Origin of the sequence: Calothrix sp. PCC 7507, from assembly GCF_000316575.1 — a bacterium.
Classification (GTDB): Bacteria; Cyanobacteriota; Cyanobacteriia; order Cyanobacteriales; family Nostocaceae; genus Fortiea.
The window spans coordinates 426,545-452,942 of the sequence record NC_019682.1 but is presented as its reverse complement, the minus strand read 5'-3'; the positions used below and the strand labels follow the sequence as shown (position 1 = coordinate 452,942).

Genomic DNA, 26,398 nt, shown 5'->3' with positions numbered 1-26,398 from the left:
CGATCGCAGTCCCAAGTTTAAGGGCTTGTCATTACCAACATCTTTTAAAGAGTAGAAGAACCAAAATAAGCACCCCAGCAAATATCTTGCAATCGTAGCCAACCAGGAAGACCATCAGATTTACGACCAATAAAACCACCTAGTAGTCTGTCAGGGTTGAAATGAGGGACTGTAGTGTGAGCGTCTCGCTCACGCGGGCTTTTCGGCCCGCACTACCAAAAACCCCTCAAAACAAAATTGACAAACCACTAGTTTGGCGACCAGCACCTTTAACATTAATTCCGGGATAAATTCACGGGCGAGAACTTCTGGGTGGTGACGACTGATTGTCCGTTCCGGTATACTTCCTTGAGGATTGGCGGCGATCGCTCTTTCTGTGCGACGACTATCCCCCAACTCAGATCTCCCCATTGTTCTGTCGCCCAATTCTGGAGGTCTGTGAAATTTTCCAACTTCATACCCTGACCCTACTACACCGCTTCTTCACTTTAAAAGATGTTGGTAATGACAAGGCATTAAGTACCGGGGTAAGAGAGAAGAGTGATACCTTTTAATATAGTTACTTTTATTACTTTTGCATGACTCAATTTAGTAAATTTTGAACTGTATAATTACTCAAATTAAGTATTAAATAAAATTATTACCAATAGTCTAGGAAAAGCAAAAACGTGAACCGTTTCCAAAAGCTATCCTCAATTGTGTTCTTGCTATTAGCCTTCATTTATCCACCTGCTTTGGCTGAAGCCAAGGATAATACTCTAAATCATGTTCTCAATGAACAGAGTCTTGACGTACAGACAAAATTAGTTGGAGAAGAAAGTGAAGGACTTTTGTTAGCTCACCGAAGGACTCGACGCCATTATCATAGACGGCAACGGACTCGACAATATTATCAACGACAGCGGACTCGACAACATTATTATAGACGACGCTATCGGTCTGTACGTTATCACGGACAACCATATCGTTATGGACAATGGGAACTTGTGCGTGATCGTCATGGACGATTAATGTATGATTGGCAGCGTTAATAGTAAACTTTAATACCCAATTTTTTTAGAGAATCTTGATGCGTAAATCCTCATGTAGGCAGACCTGTTCGAGATAAGTAAAACGACTGCAAATAGGTAAAAATTAACTATAGATAAACTCTATACTTTGCTCAGGTAATATTCCAAATTTTGTACAAAAATACTAATTATCTATATTTTGCCAAGACAATATAAAGATATGATAGCTTTTCCGTGATTTCAACTAATAAATTCGATATTTTTAACTAGTGAACTGTAGCAAAAATTCAATTAGAAATTGGGGTATCTTACTCCAGGAAAGGGAACGCAACGACCGACTCCCTTCTGTGTGAGAGGCCTCACCCTAAGCGTACCCCTGCGGGGAAGCAAGCTACGCCGCAGGCTTGACGACCAGCTTAGGGCATCGCAGAAAATAGTAAAAACTGTTACCTATTCCCTGTTACCTATTCCCTGTTCCCTTAATTGCTAGGCTAGAAATAGCCGATTTAAAACAGAGGGAATCAACATGCCACATACAATTGCTACAGATGTCTGTGAAGGCGTTGCTGACTGCGTAGATGCCTGTCCAGTTGCTTGTATTCACGATGGTCCTGGTAAAAATGTCAAGGGAACTGATTGGTATTGGATTGACTTTGCAACTTGTATCGATTGTGGTATATGTATCCAAGTTTGCCCTGTAGAAGGCGCGATCGTTGCAGAAGAACGACCCGATTTGCAAAAAATCGTAGATTAGTGACAAGCAGGGAAAAAGGCAGGGAAACCCTGCCCCTACTATATTTGATATCAAGTTCGGTTGATTAGTTATGATTAGAGCATCTGTGCAAAAATCTGAAAACCTTCTTTCCCCCTGCTAAGAGCCCCCTGCCCCTTGTCCTCTTAATTGACTTGCTTCCCCGTAGAGGTACGCATGTGATTTGTCATTAGTCTGTTTATCTTAGATAGTAACTTTGGCTATCAATACAGCTTCAAGATGAAAGCACCATTACCTGAAAACGAAAAGCAGAGAATTGAAACGCTTTTAGAGTACAAAATTCTCGATACTCCATCTGAAGCTGCCTTTGATGACCTCACTCATTTAGCATCATATATTTGTGGGACTCCCATTGCTTTAATCAGCTTAATTGATAAAAATCGTCAGTGGTTTAAATCAAAAGTCGGGTTGGATGCGCTAGAAACATCTCGAGATGTGGCATTTTGTGCCCATGCTATTCTCCAACCTGATGTTTTTGTCGTGCCTGATGCTACATCTGACGAACGGTTTGCGACTAACCCATTTGTTACCGCTGATCCCAATATTCGGTTTTATGCTGGTGTACCCCTAACTAACCCTGAAGGCTATGCTTTAGGAACACTTTGCGTCATTGACTATGTACCTCGGAACTTATCGGCTGAACAGCTAGAGGCGTTGCGGATTCTCGGTCGCCAAGTCATTAAGCAAATGGAAATGCGGCGCAACTTAGCCAGTTTAGTACTCGTAACCAAGGAACGTAAACAGGCAAAGAAGTTACGCAAGCAATTCTTTCAAAAGCTTGCTGTCGGCTTTGGGTTAGCGTCGGTAATTTTAGTCTTGACTGGCGTAGTTGCATATCACAGCACAATAGTCTTGATCAATACAAGTAATCAAGTTAAAAAAACCCAAGAGAAAATCAATAAATTAGAAAAACTCCTATCCCAGATTAAGGATGCGGAAACTGGACAACGCGGTTACATCCTCACGGGACAGGAGAAATATCTTCAACCGTATCAGTCAGCAGTTGCCAACGTAAATCGAGAAATTGCGGAACTGAGAAATTTAGCAGCAGATGAATCCAAACAACAGCAGCATCTGGAAACGCTTAAACCTTTAGTAGAAGAAAAACTTACTGAATTAAAGCAAACTATCAACTTGCGCCAGCGTCAAGGCTTGGAGGCTGCATTACAGCTCATCCAAACCAACCAGGGACAGAGACTCATGGATGATATCCGCCAAGTTATCCGTGGGATGGAGAACGAGGAAAAGGAGTTATTGCAGCAGCAGTCAAAAGCTGCAAAAGCTAGTGCTAAGAATGCTATTTTGATTCTGGCGATCGCTATTAGTTCCGGTTTTTTAATTCTTGTTGTCGTCTATTATCTAATCTATTGTGAAGTCACGGCACGCAAGACCATAGAAGATACACTCAACGAAGAACGTAATTTTATCTCAGCAGTACTTGATACAGTCAGTGCCTTAGTTATCGTTCTCAACCCACAAGGGCAAATTGTCCGCTTCAATCAAGCTTGTGAGCAAATCACGGGTTACTCATTCGATGAGGTGAGGGGTAGGTATTTCTGGAATTTGTTTTTAGTTCCGGAAGAAGTGGAACCAGTCAAAGCAGTTTTCACGCAGTTGCAAGCTGGTAAAACTCATCCAGACTATCAGGAGTATGAAAACTACTGGATAACTAAAGATGGTAGTCGGCGGTTGATTGCCTGGTCAAACACCGTCCTGCAAGACTACGAAGGTACAGTAGAATATGTTATCGGTACAGGGATTGATATCACCGAGAGTAAACAGGCACAGTTGCATCTGAGTGCAGAATATGCTACTACCCGCGTCTTGGCAGAGTCCACAACGATCGCTTTAGCTACTCCCCAAATCCTCCAAGCAATCTGTGAGAGTTTGGCATGGGATGTCAGCGAAATGTGGATGGTAGACCAAGAGGCAAAGGTATTAAGGTTTTTTGACCTGTGGCATCGAGCATCCCTGGACATGGATGAGTTTAAAACACTGTCCCAGGAAATAACATTTAAACCAGGAATGGGACTTCCTGGTCGCGCTTGGGCTAGTTCTGCACCTGTTTGGCTGACTGATGTGGTCTGCGATATCAGCTTCCTGCGAACCAATGTAGCCGCACAAGTGGGACTGCATGGCGCTTTTGGTTTTCCCATCCGCAGTGGGCAAGAAATTCTCGGTGTGATTACCTGCCTTAGCCATCAGATTCGCCAATATGATGATGATTTGGCAAAAATCATGAATTCTATTGGCGAACAAGTCGGGCAGTTTATGCACCGCAAACAGGCTGAGGAGGAACTGCAACGCCAAAACTGGCGATCGCAATTATTTACGGAAATCACCCTGAATATTCGTCAATCTTTGCAAATTGAAGAAATCTTCCAAATCACCGTCAAAGAGGTGCAAAAGATTCTCCAGACCGACCGAGTTTTGATTTATCAGTTGTTGCCAGATGGGTCTGGCAATATGCTGATTGAAGAAGTAGTTTCTGGCTGGTCAGCAATCAAGGGGCAAAATATCGCTGACTCTTACTTACAAGCAGAATACCAACAGCAGTACTATCTACAACATTACCATCAGAAAAAAATTCAGGCGATCGCTGACCGAGATTTGGTAGACATCCAACAAAATCATCTAGAATTACTGCAAAAGCTTGGGGTCAAATCCAATTTAGTTATACCCATTTTGGTGAAAAAAGAACTTTGTGGGTTGCTAATTGTCCATCAATGTGCAGCATCTCGCCAATGGTCAAGTTTTGAAACTCAGCTCTTACACCAAATAAGCGACCAAGTAGGCATTGCCGTCGCTCAATCCCAACTGTTAGAAGCAGAAACGCGACAGCGACAAGAACTCGAAGTCGCTCGTCGTCAAGCTGAATCAGCTTCTCAGTCCAAAAGTGCTTTTTTAGCTAATATGAGTCATGAAATCCGCACCCCCATGAATGCTGTATTGGGAATGACTGGCTTAATGTTAGAAACTCCCCTCAATCGGGAGCAGCAAGATTTTATGGAGACAATTCGCATTAGCGGAGATGCGCTTTTAACTCTGATTAACGAGATTTTGGATCTATCCAAACTAGAAGCTGGGGAAATGGCTTTAGAAACCCTCAATTTTGATTTATCTACTTGTGTAGAAGAGGTACTAGAGTTATTAGCACCCCAGGCGCATAGTAAGGAATTAGAACTGGCAGCATTGATTTATCCTCACGTCCCCACCCACCTACAAGGGGATGCTAGTCGCCTGCGGCAAATTCTCATGAACCTGATTGGCAACGCTATCAAGTTTACCAGTGTGGGAGAGGTAGTAGTCCGCGCTGAAGTGCGATCGCAAACTAGTACTACAGTTACCATCCACTTTGCCATCACAGATACTGGTCTTGGCATTACCCCAGAAGACCAACACCAACTATTTACCCCATTTACCCAGGTGGATGCTTCTACCACTCGTAAGTATGGCGGTACTGGGTTGGGACTAGCTATATGCAAGCAACTAGTAACTTTGATGGGAGGAGAAATTGGCGTAGAAAGTCAGTTGGGTGAAGGTTCTAAGTTCTGGTTTGACGTTCCCTTCACCAAGCAACTTCAACCTATTTCCTCAATCCACGATCGCATCCAACTGACTAATCGCCGTTTGTTAGTGGTGGATGACAACGCCACTAACCGCAAAATTATCTACCATCAAGCTACCCGTTGGGGAATGCAAGTAGATAAGGCAGAAAGTGCGGCGACTGCTTTGAGCGCCATTTACGCAGCTTACGAGCAGAAACAGATATATGATGTCATCTTGGTTGATATGCAGATGCCGGAAATCGATGGCATGAAGTTAGGAGAACAAATTAAACAAGATGCAGCGATCGCTAACATACCTTTGATTATGCTCACTTCAACTAATCAACGGGATGAAATACAAAGGGCACTCAACATAGGATTTGCGGCTTATTTAGTTAAACCTGTGAAGCCATCCCGCCTCCTCGATACCATAATGACTATTTTAGGTAGCCAACGTGAATTGACAGCAGGGGAGGTGAGAGTAGAAAATCCTGAAACTGTTGGCTCTCCTACTCCAGATGCCATTGCGCCTAAAATCAGAATTTTATTAGCTGAGGATAATTTGGTCAATCAAAAAGTAGCTCTCAAGCAACTCGAACGCCTGGGTTACAGTGCTGATGTGGCTGGTAATGGTAGAGAAGTTTTGCAACTATTAGAAAAAATTCCTTATGATTTGATTCTGATGGATTGCCAAATGCCAGTTCTTGATGGTTTGGAAACTACAAAAGAAATTCATCGTTGGTCAGAAAGCTGCTTTGCTAGCCGTCGTCGTCCTGTGGTAATTGCAATGACAGCTAATGCGATGAAAGAAGATAGACAAATGTGTATTGATGCCGGGATGGACGACTATTTAAGCAAGCCTGTGATTAAGGAAAAATTGGCTACGGCATTAGAACATTGGAGCCAAGTCATACTGACTGCCCAAGAAGCGATCGCCAAAACAGATTTAGAGAATCCAGTAATTGATTGGGAACATTTGCACCAACTCTCAGACAATGATGCCGAATTTGAATTGCACCTGTTGCAAATGTTCGTTGAAGATATCCAGTCTCGTTTAGCGATCATAAAACAGGCGATCGCTGCTAGTAATTTTGGGCAAATGGCTCAAGAAGCCCATCAACTTAAAGGTGTTAGTGCCAATGTCGGTGCTACAGCTATGTACTTGGTTGCGGAAAAACTAGAACGACTAGCTCGCAACCAAGAGCGTCGAGGTACAGCTAAGTTAATCACAGAGTTAGAAGAGAACTTCAATCGCATTCAAGCTTTTGTTAACAATATCTAACGATGTCAACCAACCCTGTAGGGGCACGGCATCCAAAATATTACGGGTAAATGGAAAATCCCACTGTTGCCGTGCCCCGATTCCACGGGTGCCGTGCCCCCATAATCAATTTTGCCGATGTCAACCAACCCCGTAGGGGCACGGCATCCAAAATATTACGGGTAAATGGAAAATCCCACTGTTGCCGTGCCCCGATTCCACGGGTGCCGTGCCCCTACGTGATTTGTGCAACGGACAGATCCTTCGCGAGTTTGCCGTCTTCCATGTGAACAATGCGATCGGCAATGTCTAAAATCCGGTTGTCGTGAGTCACCATGAGGATGGTACAACTTTGCTCTTTAGCTAGTTTTTGCATCATATTAACCACATCTCGACCAGATTTGCTATCAAGGGCTGCAGTCGGTTCATCTGCTAAGACAATTTTAGGATGACCAACCAAAGCACGAGCGATCGCTACCCGTTGTTTTTGTCCCCCGGATAAATCATCTGGATAATAATTGAGCCGATGTCCTAATCCTACTTGCTCTAGCATTTCGGCTGACCGGGTTTTCATTTCTGATAGTGAAATATTTTTATGCACTTCTAAGCCCATTTTGACGTTCTGGAGTGCTGTTAAACTACCGTGCAAGTTGTGTGCTTGGAATATATAACCGTGATGGCGTCGCGCTTCAGTGAGTTTTCCGGCACTTGCGCCACAAAGTTCTTCTCCTAACACTTGCAAACTACCAGATTGGGCAGAACGCAAGCCGCCCACCAAGGTAAGTAGTGTCGTTTTACCAGAACCAGAAGGCCCAGTCATAATGATAATTTCACCAGCGTTAATTTCTAAGTTGATATCGAACAGAACTTGCTTACGCAGTTGACCGTGACCAAAATAGTGGTCGAGATTATTTATAGAGATAACTGGGGACATAGGGAATCAGTGAACAGTGAACAGTGAACAGTCTGATAACTTATAACTGTTAAAACATATCTGCGGGGTCAGCGGATTGGACTTTGCGAGTAGCGATCGCACCAGAAATCATACACATGACGAAGGTCAAGGTTAATACTTGGATGGCTCGCGCTACGGTCATGAACAGTGGTAAGTTTGTGGCGTTGCGAGTCAAGGCATACAGTCCGAAAGACACGCTCATTCCTGGGATGAAGCCTAATAATGCCAAAATCAAAGCTTCTTCAAAAACCACACCCAGCAGGTAAAAATTGTTATACCCCATTGCTTTAAAGGTGGCATATTCTTTCATGTGGGCGTTGACATCTGTCGATAGGACTTGATAAACAATAATTACGCCGACTGTGAATCCCATCGCTACGCCCAAGGTGAAGATAAATCCGATCGCTGTATTTTTCTTCCAATAGTCTTTCTCAAACTCAATAAATTCTTCGTAGGTCAAAACTTTGACATCATCTTTAGGTAAGTATGCTTTTAAAGCATTGGCTACCTGTTTAGGGTCATAACCTGGTTGTAACTGAATCAAACCGATACTGACGCTACCTGCTTCTCGTTTGGGAAATAGTCGCAAAAAGTTCTGGTCACTGGTGATCAAGCTACCATCGGCACCAAAGGAAGCACCTACTGTAAATAAGCCATTAATACTAATTGTCCGCCGATCTATTTCTGTGGTGACGGGTTTACCTTGGGAAACTTGGGCGATCGCCTGTTTATAATCTCCTCGAGAAGCAGCATCAAATATCACTGTATCAGGAAGTGTAATTACTGATAGTTGATTGTTGACTTCCGGTAAATTAAATGCTGGCTTCTCAGGATCAAAACCAATCATCAGCATCCCTGTCTCCTTGTGGGTTTCGGGATTTTTCCAGGTAATGTTGTTGGTATACATAGCCTCCGCAGACTTCACCCCCGCCACATCTGCAGCTTGGTACAATCGTCTCCTTGGGAAAGTGGACATAAAGGAGAGGTTGCGGGCTTGGGTACTGACTAGTACTACATCTGCTCGTAATACTTGATGCAGTCTGGTGGCGCTGTCAAATAAAGCTGACTGGAAGCCAAGCTGCATGAACATCAATAAATCGGCAAAGGCTACGCCTGAGAGTGAGACTAAAAAACGACTCTTTTGGTTACTTAGTTGTAGCCATCCTAGAGGTGTCCGGCGCTGTAGTTGAGAGATAAATCCAATCACAGTTCAATTACCGCCTTGATTTGCAAATTGGTAAACTTTGAGGCTTTAGTGCTAGCGGCTTCGTCTAGTCGCACATGGACTTCGACGATTCTGGCGTCGGTGTTACCAGAGGGATCGGCGTTGACGACATTTTGTCTTTGCACCTGCATCCCAATCCAATCGACGGTTCCCTGTAATTCTCCACCAAGGGAATCACTAGTTATTTTTACTTTTTGACCCGATCGCACTTTATTAATATCACTTTGGTATACTTCTGCGACTGCATACATCTGATCGGTTTGCCCTAAGTCTACAATCCCTTCAGTCCCAGCGGTTTCTCCAGCCCTGGTATTAATTTTAAGAATTTGCCCGCCTTTAGGAGCGCGGATATATGCTTGATCTAGTTGTGCTTTAATTTTTTTAACGGTAGCTTGAGCGCTGTCTACCTCTGCTTGGGCGTTGGCGACATCTGTAGGACGAACTTCAGCGGTTTGATTAAGGGTGGCTTTGGCTTCGTTTATCTGCTGCTCTAGGGTGGCGATCGTTTTGTCGCGGTTGGCTCTGGCTTCGTTAATTTGCTGCTCTAGAGTATTAATAGTTCTTGTCTGAGTCGCTTGGCTTTCGATTAACTGCTGAGAGGAAGTTTCTGCGCTGAGTCGTCTTTTATCAACTTCTTGGCTGGAAATCGCGCCTTCTTTATATAAGGTTTCGTAGCGTTGTACGTCAGCTTGAGCATTCCGCTTTTCGGCGTCTACACGGGCTACTGTGGCTTTTAACTGCTGTTTTTGTCCTTGCAATTCTGCTTCTAAGCGATTAATTGTCGCTTGTAGGGTTCTGATGTTTCCTTGTAGCTCCACTTGTAGCCGATTGACGGTAGCTTGGCGCGCCCCAATTTCTCCCTGTTTTGCACCTGCTTTTACCTGATTGAGGCGAGATTGAGCTACTTGCACTTGTCTTTGCGCTTCACCCAAAGTGGCTTGGAGGCGATCGCGTCCGTCCATAATCGCAATTATCTGTCCGGCTTGGACGCGATCGCCTTCTTTAACTAACAATTTCTCAACAAGATTTCCCTCTCCAGCATTTGGCGCAGATAGTTTAATCACTTCTTCTTTGGGTTCCAACCGTCCTAACGCTGTAACTGTTTTTACTATTGGCTGAATAGGTGCTGTTACTTGTAGCTGCTGATTTGAGCTAGTTTGAAACTTTGTCACCGTATAAACACTAGCTCCTACCACCACTACAGATGTAATTATTGCCATGAGAGTAGGCGATTTTATCAGCGTTTGGGAAGATATTAAATTTGCTAAATTCCAGTTTTGCGCCATAGTAGTCCCCTCTGTTTGCCAAAAATAAAACTAAACCGTCCAGTTCAATCAATGCTAAACTAAACGGAGTAGTTTAGTCAAGGGGCAGGGGGCAGGGAGAGAATAACCTATTGCCTATTCCCTATTCCCCATTCCCTAATATGATTGTTTATAAGAAGGGCTAATATAAATGACACAGATAAAAGTAGGCGAATTGGAACGGGACAGTTCCGTTGATAAAGTGGAACAAATTCTGCAAGGGGCGATGCAGGAGTTCCTTAAACATGGCTATGCTGGGACAAGCATGGACAAAGTAGCGATCGCTGCAGGTGTTTCTAAAGCCACTGTCTATAGCCACTTTCAAGACAAAGAGGGGCTGTTTAAAGTCTTGATTGAGAAATTAGCCAGCAAAAAATTTAACTTAGTCTTTGGCACAAAACCTATTACAGGAGAACCAATTACTGTACTGCATGAGACAGCAACTAGAGCATTAGACTTGATGAATCAAGACAAAGAACATTGTGCATTTATGCGCGTGCTAATTGGTGAATCTGGTCGTTTTCCAGAGTTAGCGCAGATTTGTGTGCAAGCGATGATTAAACCTGTGCTGGAAACTCTCGGTGAATATTTAGCGGCTCATCCTGAACTCGAGATACCAGATCCGGAAGCAACAGCGAGGATTCTTTTGGGGACATTGGTTTATTTTCACATCACGCAGGAAGTGATGCATGGTAAGGATATTTTACCGATGACAAGCGATCGCGTGATTAATGCCATGACACACCTAATTGTGAATAAGGGCAAGTGAAGGGGAATGTAGATGCAACTAGCACCGCTGTTTCCGATTATTTACAAGATTCTCCAACCAACCTTTCCCCAATGCCTTTGGAGAGGTGACAGCAATGATAAAGCGATCGCCCTGACATTTGATGATGGTCCCCATCCCCAATACACACGCCAAGTGTTGACAGTGTTGGAACGCTATCAAATTCAGGCTAGTTTTTTTTGGTTGGGTGCTTGTGTCCAGCGATCGCCGACAATAGCCAAAGAGATATGCGATCGTGGACACTGGATTGGATTACATGGCTACGATCATCGCTCTTTTCCCATGCTTTCCCCAATTGAACTCAAGGAAAGCTTAGAAAAAACCCAAACTGCCATTTATCATGCCTGTAATCTAGCACCTAACAAGGTACGGGATGTCAGACCTCCCAACGGCTTATTTACACCCAAAACTTTAGAACTATTTCAACAGTGGAACTACCGGCCAGTCATGTGGAGTGTTGTCCCAGAAGATTGGGCACGACCGGGAGTTACCACCGTGACAAAGCGAGTTCTCCAGCAAGTGCAAAATGGCTCATTGATTGTATTGCATGATGGTGCTTTTGGTGGACAAGATGTTGCTGCAACAATCCAAATTTTGATTCCTCAACTAATACAAAAAGGCTATCAATTCGTAACTGTCGATACTCTTTGGGGAAAGAGGGAATAGGGCATTTGTCAAGAATCAAGAGTCAAGGCTTATTTCTTTACTACCCCACTCTCCCCCACCTCCCCAGTCCCCAGTCCCTAGTCCCTAGTCCCTTGGGAAGCAATTTCAGTGTCAGGATTAGTAATTGGTGTAGGGGCGGAAGTACCCAATAAATCATGGATTTCGCTTAATGAACCTGGTGATGCGGCTGGTGCTTCTGGTGACTCGTTCACGTACTCAACTAGGTCTTCTACTTGGCAATTCAAAGCTTTGCAGAACCTAATGATTCTTTCAATGTGATCTGTCCCAGTCCTACCGCTTTCCCAGTTCTGGATAGTGCTTTCAGTTACGCCAACAATACGCGACAACTCAAGCTGGGTTAGCCCTGCCTTTTCCCGAAGCAAAGCGATCCTTGGTTTTGGCTTTTGTTTCACAGCTACAGCACTTTTCTCTTAATCTATAGTCGTAGATCGTAGCACCAAAAAAAACCTCCGATTACAAATAAATAGAAAAATTTTTGCCCAAACTCTTTACACCCGTAATTGGTTTAGCAAAAAATTTTCAGTATAAATCTTACACTCATTAGGGGTTTAATACATAATTGCATTTCGTTATACAATGCATAGAAATTTTTATATGAATAAGATACACCCTTGCTCAAAGAAATCAGGAGCTATAGGATTAGTATTTAGTTTCTGAAATACACGTAGTATCATGGTTTTGGTGGGCAATGCCAAACGCCACTCCTCTCAACGAGGAAAACTCCTCCGGATTCGGCAGTCCACTCGGTGCTTCAGACGCACGTGTGGCTGCGCTCACAGCGCACAAGGGTGGTTCCCCTACAGATACTTAGATTTTTTCAAAAATCAAATACTAGTCCTATATGTCATTCTCATGAATTCTGAATTCTGACAACAATTAACTAGATATATTTACCTGTAGCTGACTTTCCAGATTTGCACGTACCCATAAGTCTGCTATCGACCATACCCAAAACTGATTTGGCGTTTGAGCGAAGTTTTGACGATGATGGGTAACGATCGCATCTAATTTTCGCTCACTGACACAAGCTAGCTCAACTGCAGATTCAAAATCTGTTAAGGGTGAAAAGCGTGCTTTTTGTAGAATGTTCTGGTCAATACGGCAAATCAGTATTTTCTTTTGTAACCAATCAATTACTAAATCGGCAATTTGAGTATTCCGTAAACGACTGATGTAATCGTAGATTTTTTGTTTACCAACATCTGTGATATACATCTGTATCAACGGATGTGCTATGTCAAATAATTTTCTCACATCTTCTACACAGTTGTTGCAATTTATTAGAGCTTCTAATATTAGATCAGCATCAACTAAAATCCTGATCACTTCTCACTCCTCTATTTGACTGATCAACTTATAGTTACAATCATCAACACTTCACAAATTAAGAGTTTGTTATAAGTAATTAAACGGTTGTTCCAACTAAGAATGACGACAAATTATTTTTTTAGTTCCAAGCTAATATAGCGTTTCTCAACAAGCGTGAGGTACATCGGTAAGGGCACGGCAATGCTGTGCTACTACACAACGTGATATAATTCTGTACTTCATTTTCATGGGAAGCGCTATGAGTAGACTGTTGACTGTAATTTCACTTAAGTAGCAAATAAAACAACTGTCCATTACTGACTGTGACACCAGCGCGATCGCCTGCTAATTTACCAGTACCTAAAAAATAATCTACCCTACCTGGGCCTTTAATAGCACCGCCGGTATCTTGGTCAAGCACATAACGACTGACGATGTGATGCTCCATTTGTCCTGTATCCTGAGGAAAGGGAATAGAAGCACGAATCAAGGCTAAAGCACCAGGAGGCATTAAAGATTTATCGGTAGCAATTGAACGTTCGGCTGTCAGTGATACGTTGATAGAACCTTGGGCTGTAGCACCTTTATTTTCTTGAAAAAATACAAAACTGCGATCGCGTGGGATATAAACATTCAATTCTTGGGGATATTTGCGGAAATAGTCGAGAATAATCGGCATAGTCATACCTTCTAAAGGTAATTTGCCATCATTCGCCAATTCTCGCCCAATACTGCTGTAGTTATATGCAGTATTCCCGGCATAGCCAATTGTGGTTTCGGTACCATTGGTGAGTTGAATGCGGGCAGAACCTTCAATTTGTACCATATATGGTTCTAAGCGATCGCGAAACCACAACAACTCTAATCCCCTTAGCTTACCTTTTGCGCCTTGTAAACCATCTGCACCTTCTAGTTGTAAGCGTGTAGGATGAGGTTTAGTCCATGAGTTTAAATCTGGTGGTATTTTATAAACGGGATAGCGATACTCTGGTGTGGGAACCCGACTAGCAGTATATACAGGTTCATAGTAAGCGGTGAATAGAACTGAACCTTTGGTGTCCTTGCCGATAGACTGGTATAAGACAAACTCACGTTGTATAGCTGTATGTAATGCTGCTGGAGAATTAGCTGTGAGTAACAACTGGCGGAATCGTGTCAAACTTTTGAAGATGCGATCGCGTGTAATCCCTGGTACTGGATAATCTTTGTAGGCATTTTCAGCCCTAGCAGTTTGCAGATATTGTAGACTGCGATCGATAGCTGTTAGCAGTGCTTTTTTATCTGATGCACTTCTATAGAGAAATTCATCCAGACAAGAGGGATCATCCAGACAACAAGTAACTGGTAATCTAGGAATTAATATTGGTGATTTTTTTGATTCTGGAATCGATAAAACTTGATTTTTACTAATAGTAGATTCTGGAATATTCCACTTTTTCACCTGACACTTTACTGAACTTAATTCTTGACGCCCCAATGATGGCATACGCACGAGTAAAATCAATAAAACCACAGGTAAACTAATGGCGATGGTTGTAAATATTCTTTTCATCTAAAAATCAAAATTTTCCCATATCTAATTTTCGCCTCGCCAAACGAAGCAGGAGTCTCTCAGTAGGATGCGTTAGACGGAACGTCGTAACGCACCGAAAATATTGGATGGTGCGTTAGCCTCCGGCATAACACACCCTACTGGAGTGGCAAGCCTTACATGTTGTATTAAAATTGAGATCAATTTGAAAAAAGAATGCGACAAATAGATTGTAGGAGCAAATGGTTGTTTGCCCTCAACCACCATACATCTGTCGCCAAGATAATTGAAGGACATTCTATATTGCATCATTTTAGTTGTGTCAGTCCACTACTTTTGAAGAAAGACTCAAGATCCTCCAGTCGCCAAACTATTCATTCATATTGTGGTATGTAGCAACTGCAGAAGGTGATATCCGGTTTAAGTAGCGGAAAATCCAGTATTTGAAAATTGTATCTAAAATCACGGGAAATGTAGCAATAAATAAGAAGATAAAACTGCGATTTGCGGGTAATCCCCAATGGCGCGATACCCCTTCTAAAATTACTTCCCAGCCATGCGGAGAGTGGAAGCCTACGAATATATCAGTAAACAAAATGATAATAAATGCTTTAGCACTATCACTTAATCCATAAACAATATTATCAAAGAAATCTTTGAGTATGATGATAGAAGGCTTGCTGATAAGCAAAAGCCAAATGAATGCACCTACAGAAAACATATCTGCAAAAACATTTTTAATAGCATTAGAACTTTCTTGACGAAATTCTTCAGCAACTTCTTGAGCTTTTTCTTTGATGTGAGATTCTATTTCTTCGGCGGAAAGTGGAGGTGCATTGCTAATTAAAGCTTCAAATTTTACTCTCTCTTCAAATCTTTGTATCTCTGTGAGTGCTTCTTCTTCCATTTCCTCATTCAGGAATATTTGCACTTCCTCGGAACTTCTAAAATGTTCCACTAAGGGTGTTACTATTAATGACTTGGCTAACTGATGAGTTAGAAGGGGCACAATAATTAACAGTAATACAAACCTGATAGAAATGATGGTTCTTTTTTGAGCCTGACGGAAATTCTTCACAACGTCTTGTTCAGAATTAGGATCTAATTCTACTTGGAGACGGGTGATGGTACTAAAAATTGACCTGGGTAATATCCCTGTTGTATTAGCTTTGCCCTTTCTTTTGGGATTAGAGTTATTATTGGGCAATTTTGGTGTTAATAGTTGAGGAATGATTGCCGAAACAGGTTGTACATTTCCAGGCTGATTAGCTAAATTTGGTGCAGATGTTTCCGCATCTACATGAATATATTTTGATATAACTTGATCAATAAATCTTAATTTTTCTAAGGTTGAGTCAGCACTGGCATATTCTATCCCCGCTTTATCGGCAGCTTTTTGATTAGATTCGTTGGAGAACCAACGGCTAGATTGAAACTCTGTCAGCCGCATCCGAGCAATTTTTAATTGTTTTTTAAGGTCTGTCTTAAAATAGTCAAGGACGTTACTAGTATACGTCACGGATTCAGGGTCTATTTTATTACCATTGAAATACTCATCTTCTATTTGCTTGATCTTGAATGCTGCCTTGTAAGCCTCATCCAAAGAACGTTCTGGTGTTCGTAAGTACCAACGGTAAGTAGCCAGTAAGAAAGGATAGATTTTTTGGCTATAAAAATTGTTCATTGTCGGCAATCATCCAGCATTTTTTGGTGATTCTTAACCTTAAGTTAACGCACGAGGTATACTAACAAATCTACAAGGAGATGGTTCGTGGTTGCTCATTCTGTTTGGATTGTTGGTACTAGTCGTAGTGGTAAGACTACTCGCTTAGTAGAGCAGTTTTGTCGTTGGTTGCCAGGTAAAAATCAGGTTGTTGAATCATTTTATACTAAAAAATCGGGGCGAGAGAAAAGTGAACGCACAGCAAAATTTTTGGATCTCAGACAGACAGAACCAGGCGTTTTACTCTTAGCTGCAAATGATGATAATCGGCGGGTTTTAGGTAACATAATTGTTACTAAGACTTTAGGTAAATTTCCGGTGCGTGCTAAAACACCACTAGGTTTTTTTCAGGATGAAGTTATCTTATTTTGGCCTTTATTGATCCAGTCTTTACAATTAAAAGCACAATTTCCGGTAAGATTACGTCCAGAAACTGAGCAGGAATTAGCCACAAAACTCTGGCGATCGCATCTGGATGAAGAAACTCTGCGTCGCGCTGGAGTCAATGAGTACCGTTTGGTGCGCCGCATCCTGGATTTATGGCAATTAGCGGCTTATGGTGGCGTACCTTGTGAACACATTGCCCAGATTTTAACAAAAGGTTTAGATGAAACTGCAATCAATCTAGAGCCAGAATTCCTCGCATCTTTGCTGTTAGATTGGCGCAACTGGTGTTTAGCCAGAGGATTGTTGACTTATGGGTTAATCACGGAACTTTATAGTCAGCATTTGTTGACAAATGAGAATTATCAGCAGCACCTAGCTAAAAGATATCAGGCGGTGCTGGCGGATGATGTGGATGATTACCCTGGTGTAGCGCGTCAACTGTTTGAGTTTCTCTTAGATCAAGGGGCAGTTGGGGCTTTTAGCTATAATCCCGATGGTGCAATTAGACTGGGATTAGGGGCAGATCCTCTGCATCTAGAAGGGTTAGCAGAGCGCTGTCAGGTGGAAATTTTGACCGAACCATCCCCAGATTCCCTGGGAAATAGTCTGGCAGAGCAAATAGTGGAATTAGTTACAGAGCCACTAGTGATATTAAGTTTACCAGAAGCGGTGCAATCGATTCAAACCACCTCCCGCGCCCAGATGTTGCGACAGACAGCAGAGGTGATTGTGGAGACGATCGCATCGGGGCAAGCGGAACCAGAAGAGATTGCAGTGATTGCTCCTGGTTTGGATGCGATCGCCCGTTATACACTCATAGAAATCCTCAATAAGCAAAACATCCAAGTAGAACCACTCAACGACCAACGCCCCCTCATTAGTTCACCCGTAATCCGTGCCTTACTCACCATACTCGCCTTAGTTTATCCGGGTTTGGGACGCTTGGTGGATCGGGATGCCGTGGCGGAGATGTTGGTTGTGTTGAGTAAGAAGCAAAAAGCACCAGAAAACCCCTCAGAACTCAGTACTCATAACCTAGCACTCAGCACTGAGATTGACCCTGTACGCGCTGGTTTAATTGCCGATTACTGCTTTGAGCCTCATCCTGAGCTACCGAATTTGCTACCAGTAACAGTATTCGAGCGGTGGGATAGAATTGGCTATGTTGCCAGCACAGCTTACAATAAGATTTTAGAGTGGATAGAGAAACAGCGATCGCAACAAACACAGCGTCTCATCCCCAGTCCAATTTCCCTGTTATACCTAGCAATTCAGAACTTTCTATGTAAGGATAGCAATCCGCCTTATGAAGAACTAGCAGCACTGCGAGAATTGTTAGAAACCGCTCAACACTACTGGGAAATTAACACCAGGCTGCAACAAACCGTCCCATCTCTCCAATCAGAACGCAGCAGTGCGGAAGCTACGCTGACTGAATTTATTCAACTGCTACGACGTGGTACGATTACTGCCAATCCTTATCCATTGCATCGCCTTGGCCCAGCTAGAAAAGCTGTCACCTTAGCCACCATCTTTCAATACCGTTCAAGTAGGAGATATCACCGCCAACATTTTTGGCTAGATGCTAGTTCACCGTTATGGGCAAAAGGTGGTGCGGCTACTTTATTTGGCGCGCCCTTGTTTTTGCAAGCCAGGTTAGGTATGCCTTGGACAGCAGAAGATGACAAATTAGCAGAAGAACAACGACTACAGAAGATTTTGACAGATTTACTCTCTCGTGTATCCGAGAAAGTTTATTTGTGTCATAGCGATTTAGCTGTCAATGGACAAGAGCAATTAGGGCCACTATTACCATTAGTTAATACTTCTACACCTTGTAATTAGTCATTCGTAAATACAAATGGCACTTTGGAGGAGAGCAAACGGTTGTTTGCCCCTACTCATAATCGATGATAATTTCCTGGAAATCTCCTCAAAACAATGTGATTTTTTGGAGTCAATCCAAAATCCAAAATCTAAAATCCAAAATTGTATGACAGCTGTACGGGAAGTTACGGCTTTCACCATCGAGAGCGATCGCCTGAGTAGTTAAAATATTAAGTAAGGTAAAAATAATTATCAAAAATCAGAGTCACAATCAATGGCACTATTTGGATTAGGTAAGAAAACAGCTATGCCCAACCCTGAGGAAGCTTTACCAGGGAGGGCTGAATCCATGCGAGTACCGGCTAATCACTATGTCAACAGCCATCCACTCAAACCGCCATTCCCAGATAACCTAGAAAAAGCCATCTTTGGCTTAGGCTGCTTTTGGGGTGCAGAACGCAAATTTTGGCAACTTGAGGGCGTTTACACTACTGCAGTTGGTTACGCGGCTGGTTTCACACCCAACCCCACATACGAAGAAGTGTGTTCTGGAAAAACTGGTCACAACGAAGTGGTATTAGTTGTATTTGATCCCAAGGTAATTAGTTATTTCCAACTCCTCAAAACCTTTTGGGAAAGCCACAACCCCACCCAAGGAATGCGCCAGGGTAATGACGCTGGGACTCAATATCGTTCGGGGATTTACGTTTATTCTGAAAGTCAAAGAAAGCTCGCTGAAGCATCACAGTCAGCCTATCAACAATCCCTCAACAGTGCAGGCTACGGCAAGATTACTACAGAAATCTTAGATGCCCCTGAATTTTACTACGCCGAAGGCTACCATCAACAATACCTAGCCAAGAACCCTAATGGGTATTGTGGTTTAGGTGGGACAAACGTTGCTTGTCCTGTAGGGATTATTGAATCACAGGTGAGTGGGTAGTGCTGTTCAGTACGTGGTGGCGTGAAAAGGCTGAATTTGTGCGTTAATCAAATATACATCGTAGTAGCACAGTACTAGTGGTCTGTCTCATTAATTTTGATGGGCTGCGAGATCCCCGACTTCTTTAAGAAGTCGGGGATCTAAACACAACGCCAAAAATTTGTACACTACCCGAATAAAGAGTGATGACACAGGAGCAATGGACTGCAGTTGATGAATATATCACTGATCTATTTGTACCGCCAGATCCGGTGCTAGATGCAACCCTGCAGTCTAGCGCTATAGCTGGGCTACCCCCACATAACGTTTCCCCGAACCAGGGAAAGTTGCTGCTGTTGTTAGCGCAGATTCATGGGGCGCGGACTATCCTGGAAATTGGCACGCTGGGCGGCTACAGCACGATTTGGCTGGGACGGGCGCTACCTGCGGATGGTTGTCTGATTACGTTAGAGGCGAACCCAAAACACGCCGAAGTCGCCCGCGCTAACATCGTACGCGCTGGGTTAGATAAGATTGTTGATATCCGCTGTGGGCGGGCGCTGGATACCCTACCCCAAATCGCCGCCGAGGGACGCAGCTTTGACTTGATATTTATTGATGCTGATAAGCCCAGCAATCCGGATTACTTGGCGTGGGCGCTGAAACTTTCCCGTCGTGGTAGCTTAATCATTGCCGATAATGTGGTGCGTAACGGCGCGGTGATTGACTCTACTAGTGACGATCCTAATGTGCAGGGGATACGCCGATTTAACGAGCGGCTGGCTGCAGAAAAGCGTGTCAGCACGACGGCGATTCAGACTGTGGGTAGCAAAGGGTATGATGGTTTTGCGATCGCGTTCATCACCGCTGACCAATAGCACATTTATGATAATTAGTCAAGAAAAAATTACAGAGGAGGCGAAGGACAAATCATCTCAACTGTTAACTGATAACTGTTCTGCCCTTCATCTCCTCTGTTGACACTCAAAAGTGCAGTCAAAATTAAGGCGCTAAAGCGTTACCGCGAATTAGACTACCTATCGTCTTGGCTGTAATTTTTAGTTGGGTGATGGGATTAGCGGGGACAACTGTCTTATACAGATAGCTATCGAATGTGAGCTTTTGCACATCCAAGTCGCCGCACATTTCCACAAACGCCTCGCGGGTAGCATCTGAACGATAGAATACAGATTGCAGGATGTCCAATACCTTGTAGGTCAGTCCGTATTTCTTATCCCAGCGCTTCAGGTAGACTTTCAGGTCATTCTCTGTAGGAATGCGGCTACCATTATTGGAAGCTTCGACAATAGTTTCGGCACACATCCGCCCAGATTTGGCAGCGAAGTAAATACCTTCACCAGAAGATTTGGTAACATAGCCAGCAGCATCACCCACCAAAGCGATACGCCCAACAACCCGACGGGGACGGGGATGTTCAGGGATGGGGTGGGCTTCGACTTTGATAATTTTACCGCCTGCTAGCTTTTCGGAAGCACGGGCGCGGATGCCAGCTTGCAACTGTTTAATGCTGGCTTTATGTACCTGCATTGTCCCAGTACCCACAGCTACGTGGTCATATTTGGGGAATACCCAAGCATAGAAGTCTGTAGAAACGTCATCGCCGACATACATTTCAGCAAGATCGTTATAGTATGCCATTTTGTCTTCGGGTAAGCGAATTCGCTCCTGGAAGGCGATCGCATAATTATAATCCCCAGCATCCATTTCTTTAGCAATGCGAGAATTCGCCCCATCCGCCCCAATCACTAAATCCACTTTCAGGGTTTTGGCAATCCCTTGTGCGCCACCTTCTGTGTGGTCAACATAATGGATAGTATAGGGGTCGGTATTGTTGCCGGGTATATCGAGTTTATGAACGGTAGCATTAATTAAAATTGCACCTAATTTAGCCGCCCGCTCCCGCAGAAAACCATCTAGGACTTCGCGGCGGCACATTCCTATATATTCATCTTCATTGATCAGATTGATATCAACCTCACGATTCGAGGGTGAAATCATTTTCATCTTCCGCACACGGCGATCGATAATCTCTGGTGGTAGGTCAAATTCACTCACCATACACAGGGGAATCGCCCCGCCACAAGGCTTGGCATTGTCTAGCTTCCGCTCAATCAGGTAAGTTTCAATTCCAGCTTTTGCCAGTGTCTCAGCGGCAGATGAACCAGCTGGGCCTGAGCCAACAACAGCAACCCGTAGTGTCAAAGGTTTTCTCCCGATCTTCACATTTACCGAGAGCATCGTACCACGGAGTTTTGCCTGATTTCGCGCTCCACCGTCAGGTTTTGCAGGAAACGCAATATTCCTTAATTTTTCGATACGAAATACTCACTACTGGGGAATCCAAACCGAACAAATGTGCGTATTGTCATCATGCTGCGATTCAATGTTTAATAAGCTACCATTTATAGTTAAGTGATGCTCATTTAGAAAGTTGAGTTATGGCTATGCGAGACGCAGACAAGGATCGTCGCAAAAATCCCCCTGTCAACAATCCTCATCCACCTGCGAAAGAACCACTTTCTTATCATGAGCTTAAACAGTTATTAATGAATGCTCGTGCTGATCGTGAGCAATACAAAAAAGAGTATCAAGAAGCTGCTACTCAACGTGATGAGTGGGAACAACGCGCCCAAGAAAATCAAGCAGCTGCTTCTCAACTTGTTCTTGTTGAGCAAAAGATTCAAACTTACCAAATCGAGGCTTATGAGCTAAAAGAACGCGCTGATAAAAATTATCAGCTATATCTTGATGGGCAACAAAGTTATCAACATACTCTTACCCTCTACAACGAAGAAAAAGCGAGAGCATCCGAATTACTTGCTCAATATGAAATAGCAAACTCTGAGCGAGATAGGTATTTAACTTTATATAATGAGACGAAAGCAGAACTCAAGTATGAGCGACGGTCAAAAGCAAGTATTAAGGGATGGGAAACTCGCCGTAAAGCCGAGAACGCTAAACTAAAGCAAGAAATCAGTCAGATGGTTGTGTTATTGCGTGAGTCCATTGCCGGTAAGGATGAAGCTGTAAATAACCTCTACTTGGTAGCAGAGCGTATGGATCGGATTCAATCTTTAGTTGATTCGGCGGTGGAAGAAACAACAAACAATCCTGTAAATTTGGTACAGAAGTTTAGACGTATTTGGCTTGCTGTTAAAGATATCCTTTCCGAATAAAGAAGCCTCTTCATGAGCAAAGAATCAGTACCAACCCAACGAACTCAACGCAAACCAAAGTTGGGCGATCAAATTCGTAGTATTGCTGATCGGCTCAAGCAAGAAACTGATGTGCAAATAAAAGCCACCTCCCGGATTTTGGGAGCCGCTGCTCAGATTTCTGAAAATTATGACAAACTTGTTGATGAAGTAGTCGATATGGTTGAGGAAGACCTTAACCAACAACTCCAGATAAGTCAGAAGTATCTTTATACTGCCGATATTCTCAAGCAGAAGTTTAAGACTTTACGTGAGGCAAAGGCACACTTTCAACTGAAAGTTAATAGTTGGGAGTCTCTGGCTAAGAAACTAAATGAACCTCAGCTAGAATCTGATTTTAGAAACAATCGTCAGGGAAAAGTTAAACAGGGACAAAAGAATATTGAAAAGGTGAATGTTATTTTAGATCCTGATGTTGCAGAAGTTTTCCCTAATTCTGAAGTAGTCAACGCTGCTCTACGTTCTTTAATTATAAAGAAAAATAATTTTTAGCTAGAGCAAAATTAACCTTGGATGGATGAGATGCCAGATTATGGCAAAGTAGTGAATAGCACACAAAATGCAAATTCCCCTATTCGATTCTCTTTCCAGACAAGTTGGTGTGGCTGCAATTACTGGATATCAAAAACACATTTCCCCGCATAAAGGCTTTGTTTGCGCTCACCGAGTGTTATATGGTGGTGAGTCTTGCTCCCAGTATATTAAGCGAGTCGTTGCCGAAGATGGGCTTAAGGCTGCATTTGTCAAGTCCCGGGAACGATTTCCAGCTTGCAAGCAAGCCAATCAAATTCTGCGCTGGGAAAAGATCCACAGTAGGCGATCGCAAGGTGATGACCTAGAATCAATTGAGGAAGAGGAAGAATCAGATACTCTCCCACGCCAACCGAAAAAATCCTCATTCATTAGTGGTGATAACACTTCCTGCGCTGACTGTGCTGATGTCAGTTGCAATTGCACTGAAGTTCTCAGCATAATTCCTGATTGCGGTTCCCTTGATTGTGGTGCGGCTGATTGTGGTTCCCTTGATTGTAGTGGGGCGGATTGTAGCAGTTTCGATTGTGGCAGTTGCGGGAGCTGAATGTAGTGGCTTGCTTTCGGTCAACATCCCCTTGATCAAGAATTACACAAAAAAATACCCTAGTATTTATACTAGGGCAGAAATCATATTTGCGAGTAGTTATTCTCTCCTACATTCCTACATGAGACGGGAAATGCCTCGAATTTCAGATAATACAGCAAAGTTGCTTGGTATAAATATTAGCCAACATTCGCCAAAAGTAACTCGCGCCTTTCTGACTTTTCTACTCTCACCTGACCGTCATCATCCACATCCACAATAGCTGTGTCACCATTTGTAATTTGACCAGCTAGCAAGGCTTCGGCGAGGGAATCTTCTAAGAGGCGCATAATGGCTCGGCGTAAAGGTCTAGCGCCGTAGCTGGGGTTATAGCCCTCTTGAACTACACGTTCTTTGAAGCGTTCTGTAACTTCTAAGGTAATTCCCCTTTCTGTCAAGCGGCTAGAAACTTCACGTAACAAGATTTCCGAAATCTGCTTGACTTCATCCTTAGAAAGTTGGGTGAAGACTATGATGTCATCCAGACGGTTGAGGAACTCAGGACGGAAGTAAGCTTTGAGTTCTTCATTTACCAAGGTGCGGATGCGGTTGTAACTAGCATCGGCTTGATTATCGAAGTCAAAACCTAAGCCGCCGCCGCCTTTTTCAATCACCTTAGAACCAATGTTGGAAGTCAAAATTATCAGGGTGTTCTTGAAGTCTACCTTGCGACCTTTAGCATCCGTGAGATGACCGTCATCTAACAGTTGCAGCAGCATATTAAATACATCGGGGTGCGCTTTTTCGATTTCGTCGAATAGCAACACTGAGTAAGGTTTGCGCCGCACAGCTTCCGTTAGTTGTCCACCGTCATCGTATCCGACATAACCTGGAGGTGAACCAATTAGCTTGGAGACGGTGTGACCTTCCATGTATTCGGACATATCCAGGCGAATCATCGAATCTTCAGCGCCGAAGAAGTAAGCGGCTAAGGCTTTGGCTAATTCGGTTTTACCAACTCCGGTGGGACCAGAGAAGATAAAGCTGGCGATGGGACGGTTGGGGTTCTTTAACCCAACTCTAGCGCGGCGGATGGCACGGGAGACGGCGGTAACTGCTTGCTCTTGACCAATGAGTCGTTTGTGCAGGGTGTCTTCCAAGTGCAACAGCAACTCTGACTCTGATTCAGTTAGCTTGTTAACTGGGACACCAGTCCAAGAGGCGACGATTTGGGCGATGTCTTCCTCATCGACGATGGGGATGTTGACATTTTGGTCGTTTTGTAGTTCGGGATGGAGTTGAGAAGTGAGTTGTAATTCCTGGTTGCGTAACTTACCAGCTTTGCCGAAATCCTGGAGTCTGACTGCTTCGTCTTTGGATTTGCTGACACCAGTCAGTTCGCGCTTTAGTTCTTTATTGCTAGAAATTTGAGAGTTGCGTAAATGGACGCGGGAACCAGCTTCATCAATTAAGTCTATGGCTTTATCTGGCAAAAAGCGATCGCTGATATAGCGGTCTGACAATTCAGCGGCGGCTAAAACGGCTGCATCAGAAATATGTACTTTATGGTGCTGCTCATAGGCGCTCCGCAAGCCGTAGAGAATTTGCACTGTTTCTGCTACCGAGGGTTCCCCCACCAAAATTGGCTGGAAACGACGCTCTAAGGCTGCATCACGTTCAATGTGTTGACGGTACTCATTGAGGGTGGTTGCACCAATACACTGGAGTTCACCCCGTGCTAAGGCTGGTTTGAGGATATTCGCTGCATCTAAACCGCCTTCTGTCCCACCAGCACCCACGAGGGTGTGGACTTCATCAATTACCAAGATGATATTTCCGACAGAGCGGATTTCTTCCATGACTTTCTTCAGGCGTTCTTCAAAATCGCCACGGAAGCGAGTTCCTGCGACTAAAGAACCCATATCCAGACTGATGACCTGCTTGTTTAGCAAAACTTCGGGTACATCTTGGTTGATAATACGTTGAGCTAGACCTTCTGCGATCGCAGTTTTACCAACGCCTGGCTCCCCAATCAACACGGGGTTATTCTTCGTCCGGCGGCCGAGAATTTGGATAGTACGTTCAATTTCCTTCTCGCGACCAACTACGGGGTCGAGTCTACCCTCTTGGGCTAATTTGGTCAAATTCCTGCCAAACTCTTCTAAACTCAGTGTTTGGGTGCGTCTTTGACCACCGCCAGCCGCGACATTTGGGTTGTCACCCAAACGACGAATCACCGCACTGCGGACACTTTTGAGGTCAACTCCCAGATTTTGTAGTACTTTAGCGGCGACACCTTCACCAGCCTCGGTCAATCCCAGGAGTACGTGTTCAGTATTAATGTAGTTGTGTCCCAGGCTGTGAGCTTCCTTAAAGGATTGCTCAAAGAGGCTTTTCACTTTGGGGGTAAAGGGAATTTCCGGTGGTACAAAACCAGAACCTCTACCAATAATTTTTTCGACTTCCCGACGCGCATCTTTAAGAGTGACGCCCAATTCGGACAGCACCTTAGCAGCAACCCCAGTTCCTTCTCCCATCAAACCCAGGAGAATTTGCTCAGTTCCTACAAAATTGTGTCCCAGACGACGAGCTTCCTCCTGAGCGAGCATAATGACTTTAATTGCTTCGGAAGTGAAGTGTTCAAACATAGCGGGTTCTTGCTCCCTTGCTGCTTGGAATTGGGGTGATATACAATTTCACCCTTATCTAAAGTTTTTTGTATTTTCTATAAGGACAATGTATCTTTATTTAAAGTTGAATGGCAGTAGTGAGAGCCGTAAGAGGTAAGGTGTGGTTGCCGTCATGAGCCAATAATGGGGAAATGGGGAGATTTTTACCTCGTAACTCTTAACTAATCC

The 26,398-nt window shown here is 43.6% G+C and carries 21 protein-coding genes; 11 read left to right on the top strand and 10 right to left on the bottom strand.

Features of this window, described 5'->3' with window-relative positions; genetic code table 11:
• Window positions 1–189 precede the first annotated feature (189 nt).
• Window positions 190–411 (bottom strand): hypothetical protein, encoded by a 222-nt coding sequence (locus CAL7507_RS32155; RefSeq protein ID WP_015126748.1) that lies wholly within the window; start codon window positions 409–411, stop codon window positions 190–192.
• 257 nt (window positions 412–668) lie between these two features.
• Here CAL7507_RS32155 and CAL7507_RS02005 point away from each other — a divergent pair, with 257 nt between their 5' ends.
• From CAL7507_RS02005 to CAL7507_RS01995, 3 genes are all read left to right on the top strand, one after another.
• Window positions 669–1,031, top strand: coding sequence for a hypothetical protein (locus CAL7507_RS02005; protein ID WP_015126747.1), 363 nt, complete (start codon window positions 669–671; stop codon window positions 1,029–1,031).
• A 505-nt stretch (window positions 1,032–1,536) separates the two neighbouring features.
• Complete coding sequence (locus CAL7507_RS02000; RefSeq protein ID WP_015126746.1) at window positions 1,537–1,764, top strand: 4Fe-4S dicluster domain-containing protein; 228 nt, start codon at window positions 1,537–1,539, stop codon at window positions 1,762–1,764.
• Window positions 1,765–2,001: 237 nt separating this feature from the next.
• The gene (locus CAL7507_RS01995) at window positions 2,002–6,612 is read left to right on the top strand and encodes a response regulator (RefSeq protein WP_015126745.1); all 4,611 of its coding nucleotides are present in this window, start codon (window positions 2,002–2,004) and stop codon (window positions 6,610–6,612) included.
• A gap of 214 nt (window positions 6,613–6,826) precedes the next feature.
• Here CAL7507_RS01995 and CAL7507_RS01990 read toward each other — a convergent pair whose 3' ends face one another.
• From CAL7507_RS01990 to CAL7507_RS01980, 3 genes are read right to left on the bottom strand one after another with little or no spacing between them, the layout of a single operon-like run.
• Window positions 6,827–7,525: a DevA family ABC transporter ATP-binding protein gene (locus CAL7507_RS01990; RefSeq protein WP_015126744.1), complete on the bottom strand. Its 699-nt coding sequence runs from the start codon at window positions 7,523–7,525 to the stop codon at window positions 6,827–6,829.
• A gap of 49 nt (window positions 7,526–7,574) precedes the next feature.
• Entirely contained in the window at window positions 7,575–8,753 is a 1,179-nt protein-coding gene (gene devC, locus CAL7507_RS01985; protein WP_015126743.1) for an ABC transporter permease DevC, read from the bottom strand.
• A complete protein-coding gene (locus CAL7507_RS01980) occupies window positions 8,750–10,057 on the bottom strand; it encodes an ABC exporter membrane fusion protein (protein WP_015126742.1) in 1,308 nt (435 codons plus the stop codon). Before CAL7507_RS01980 ends, devC begins: the two co-directional genes overlap by 4 nt.
• 169 nt (window positions 10,058–10,226) lie before the next feature.
• Here CAL7507_RS01980 and CAL7507_RS01975 point away from each other — a divergent pair, with 169 nt between their 5' ends.
• On the top strand, window positions 10,227–10,844 hold the full coding sequence (locus tag CAL7507_RS01975; protein ID WP_015126741.1) for a TetR/AcrR family transcriptional regulator: 618 nt from the start codon (window positions 10,227–10,229) through the stop codon (window positions 10,842–10,844).
• A 12-nt stretch (window positions 10,845–10,856) separates the two neighbouring features.
• Window positions 10,857–11,528 carry a polysaccharide deacetylase family protein gene (locus CAL7507_RS01970; protein ID WP_015126740.1) on the top strand — a complete coding sequence of 224 codons (672 nt, stop codon included), beginning with the start codon at window positions 10,857–10,859 and terminating at the stop codon, window positions 11,526–11,528.
• Between the two features lie 77 nt (window positions 11,529–11,605).
• Here CAL7507_RS01970 and CAL7507_RS01965 read toward each other — a convergent pair whose 3' ends face one another.
• The 4 genes from CAL7507_RS01965 to CAL7507_RS01950 form a co-directional block, all read right to left on the bottom strand.
• Window positions 11,606–11,941, bottom strand: coding sequence for a helix-turn-helix transcriptional regulator (locus CAL7507_RS01965; RefSeq protein ID WP_015126739.1), 336 nt, complete (start codon window positions 11,939–11,941; stop codon window positions 11,606–11,608).
• A gap of 484 nt (window positions 11,942–12,425) precedes the next feature.
• Window positions 12,426–12,875 carry a PIN domain-containing protein gene (locus CAL7507_RS01960; RefSeq protein WP_015126738.1) on the bottom strand — a complete coding sequence of 150 codons (450 nt, stop codon included), beginning with the start codon at window positions 12,873–12,875 and terminating at the stop codon, window positions 12,426–12,428.
• A 265-nt stretch (window positions 12,876–13,140) separates the two neighbouring features.
• Entirely contained in the window at window positions 13,141–14,409 is a 1,269-nt protein-coding gene (locus CAL7507_RS01955; RefSeq protein WP_015126737.1) for a murein transglycosylase A, read from the bottom strand.
• Between the two features lie 349 nt (window positions 14,410–14,758).
• On the bottom strand, window positions 14,759–16,081 hold the full coding sequence (locus tag CAL7507_RS01950; protein WP_201447873.1) for a proton extrusion protein PcxA: 1,323 nt from the start codon (window positions 16,079–16,081) through the stop codon (window positions 14,759–14,761).
• Window positions 16,082–16,159: 78 nt separating this feature from the next.
• On the opposite strand from CAL7507_RS01950, the gene CAL7507_RS01945 reads away from it, so the two are divergent.
• The 3 genes from CAL7507_RS01945 to CAL7507_RS01930 all read left to right on the top strand — a co-directional run bounded on the left by CAL7507_RS01945 (window position 16,160) and on the right by CAL7507_RS01930 (window position 20,125).
• Entirely contained in the window at window positions 16,160–18,343 is a 2,184-nt protein-coding gene (locus CAL7507_RS01945) for a hypothetical protein (RefSeq protein WP_015126735.1), read from the top strand.
• A 256-nt stretch (window positions 18,344–18,599) separates the two neighbouring features.
• The gene (gene msrA / locus CAL7507_RS01935) at window positions 18,600–19,268 is read left to right on the top strand and encodes a peptide-methionine (S)-S-oxide reductase MsrA (protein WP_015126734.1); all 669 of its coding nucleotides are present in this window, start codon (window positions 18,600–18,602) and stop codon (window positions 19,266–19,268) included.
• A 185-nt stretch (window positions 19,269–19,453) separates the two neighbouring features.
• Window positions 19,454–20,125, top strand: coding sequence for an O-methyltransferase (locus CAL7507_RS01930; RefSeq protein WP_015126733.1), 672 nt, complete (start codon window positions 19,454–19,456; stop codon window positions 20,123–20,125).
• 124 nt (window positions 20,126–20,249) lie between these two features.
• Here CAL7507_RS01930 and chlP read toward each other — a convergent pair whose 3' ends face one another.
• Window positions 20,250–21,470 (bottom strand): geranylgeranyl reductase, encoded by a 1,221-nt coding sequence (chlP, locus tag CAL7507_RS01925; RefSeq protein WP_015126732.1) that lies wholly within the window; start codon window positions 21,468–21,470, stop codon window positions 20,250–20,252.
• A 242-nt stretch (window positions 21,471–21,712) separates the two neighbouring features.
• Between chlP and CAL7507_RS01920 the strand changes: the two genes are divergently transcribed.
• From CAL7507_RS01920 to yidD, 3 genes are all read left to right on the top strand, one after another.
• Window positions 21,713–22,444 carry a hypothetical protein gene (locus CAL7507_RS01920; RefSeq protein WP_015126731.1) on the top strand — a complete coding sequence of 244 codons (732 nt, stop codon included), beginning with the start codon at window positions 21,713–21,715 and terminating at the stop codon, window positions 22,442–22,444.
• 12 nt (window positions 22,445–22,456) lie between these two features.
• Entirely contained in the window at window positions 22,457–22,975 is a 519-nt protein-coding gene (locus CAL7507_RS01915) for a hypothetical protein (protein ID WP_015126730.1), read from the top strand.
• Window positions 22,976–23,042: 67 nt separating this feature from the next.
• Window positions 23,043–23,561, top strand: a complete 519-nt coding sequence (gene yidD, locus CAL7507_RS01910; RefSeq protein WP_015126729.1) for a membrane protein insertion efficiency factor YidD — start codon at window positions 23,043–23,045, stop codon at window positions 23,559–23,561.
• Between the two features lie 179 nt (window positions 23,562–23,740).
• Here yidD and CAL7507_RS01905 read toward each other — a convergent pair whose 3' ends face one another.
• Complete coding sequence (locus tag CAL7507_RS01905) at window positions 23,741–26,188, bottom strand: ATP-dependent Clp protease ATP-binding subunit (RefSeq protein ID WP_015126728.1); 2,448 nt, start codon at window positions 26,186–26,188, stop codon at window positions 23,741–23,743.
• Window positions 26,189–26,398: the final 210 nt, after the last annotated feature.

Coding starts and splice junctions, on each gene's coding strand:
- CAL7507_RS01955 (WP_015126737.1), bottom strand. CDS start 14,409: ATGAAAAGAATATTTACAACCATCGCCATTAGTTTACCTGTGGTTTTA.
- CAL7507_RS01905 (WP_015126728.1), bottom strand. CDS start 26,188: ATGTTTGAACACTTCACTTCCGAAGCAATTAAAGTCATTATGCTCGCT.
- CAL7507_RS01975 (WP_015126741.1), top strand. CDS start 10,227: ATGACACAGATAAAAGTAGGCGAATTGGAACGGGACAGTTCCGTTGAT.
- CAL7507_RS01970 (WP_015126740.1), top strand. CDS start 10,857: ATGCAACTAGCACCGCTGTTTCCGATTATTTACAAGATTCTCCAACCA.
- CAL7507_RS01920 (WP_015126731.1), top strand. CDS start 21,713: ATGCGAGACGCAGACAAGGATCGTCGCAAAAATCCCCCTGTCAACAAT.
- CAL7507_RS01980 (WP_015126742.1), bottom strand. CDS start 10,057: ATGGCGCAAAACTGGAATTTAGCAAATTTAATATCTTCCCAAACGCTG.
- yidD (WP_015126729.1), top strand. CDS start 23,043: ATGCAAATTCCCCTATTCGATTCTCTTTCCAGACAAGTTGGTGTGGCT.
- CAL7507_RS01990 (WP_015126744.1), bottom strand. CDS start 7,525: ATGTCCCCAGTTATCTCTATAAATAATCTCGACCACTATTTTGGTCAC.
- CAL7507_RS01915 (WP_015126730.1), top strand. CDS start 22,457: ATGAGCAAAGAATCAGTACCAACCCAACGAACTCAACGCAAACCAAAG.
- CAL7507_RS01930 (WP_015126733.1), top strand. CDS start 19,454: ATGACACAGGAGCAATGGACTGCAGTTGATGAATATATCACTGATCTA.
- msrA (WP_015126734.1), top strand. CDS start 18,600: ATGGCACTATTTGGATTAGGTAAGAAAACAGCTATGCCCAACCCTGAG.
- CAL7507_RS01995 (WP_015126745.1), top strand. CDS start 2,002: ATGAAAGCACCATTACCTGAAAACGAAAAGCAGAGAATTGAAACGCTT.
- CAL7507_RS32155 (WP_015126748.1), bottom strand. CDS start 411: ATGGGGAGATCTGAGTTGGGGGATAGTCGTCGCACAGAAAGAGCGATC.
- CAL7507_RS02000 (WP_015126746.1), top strand. CDS start 1,537: ATGCCACATACAATTGCTACAGATGTCTGTGAAGGCGTTGCTGACTGC.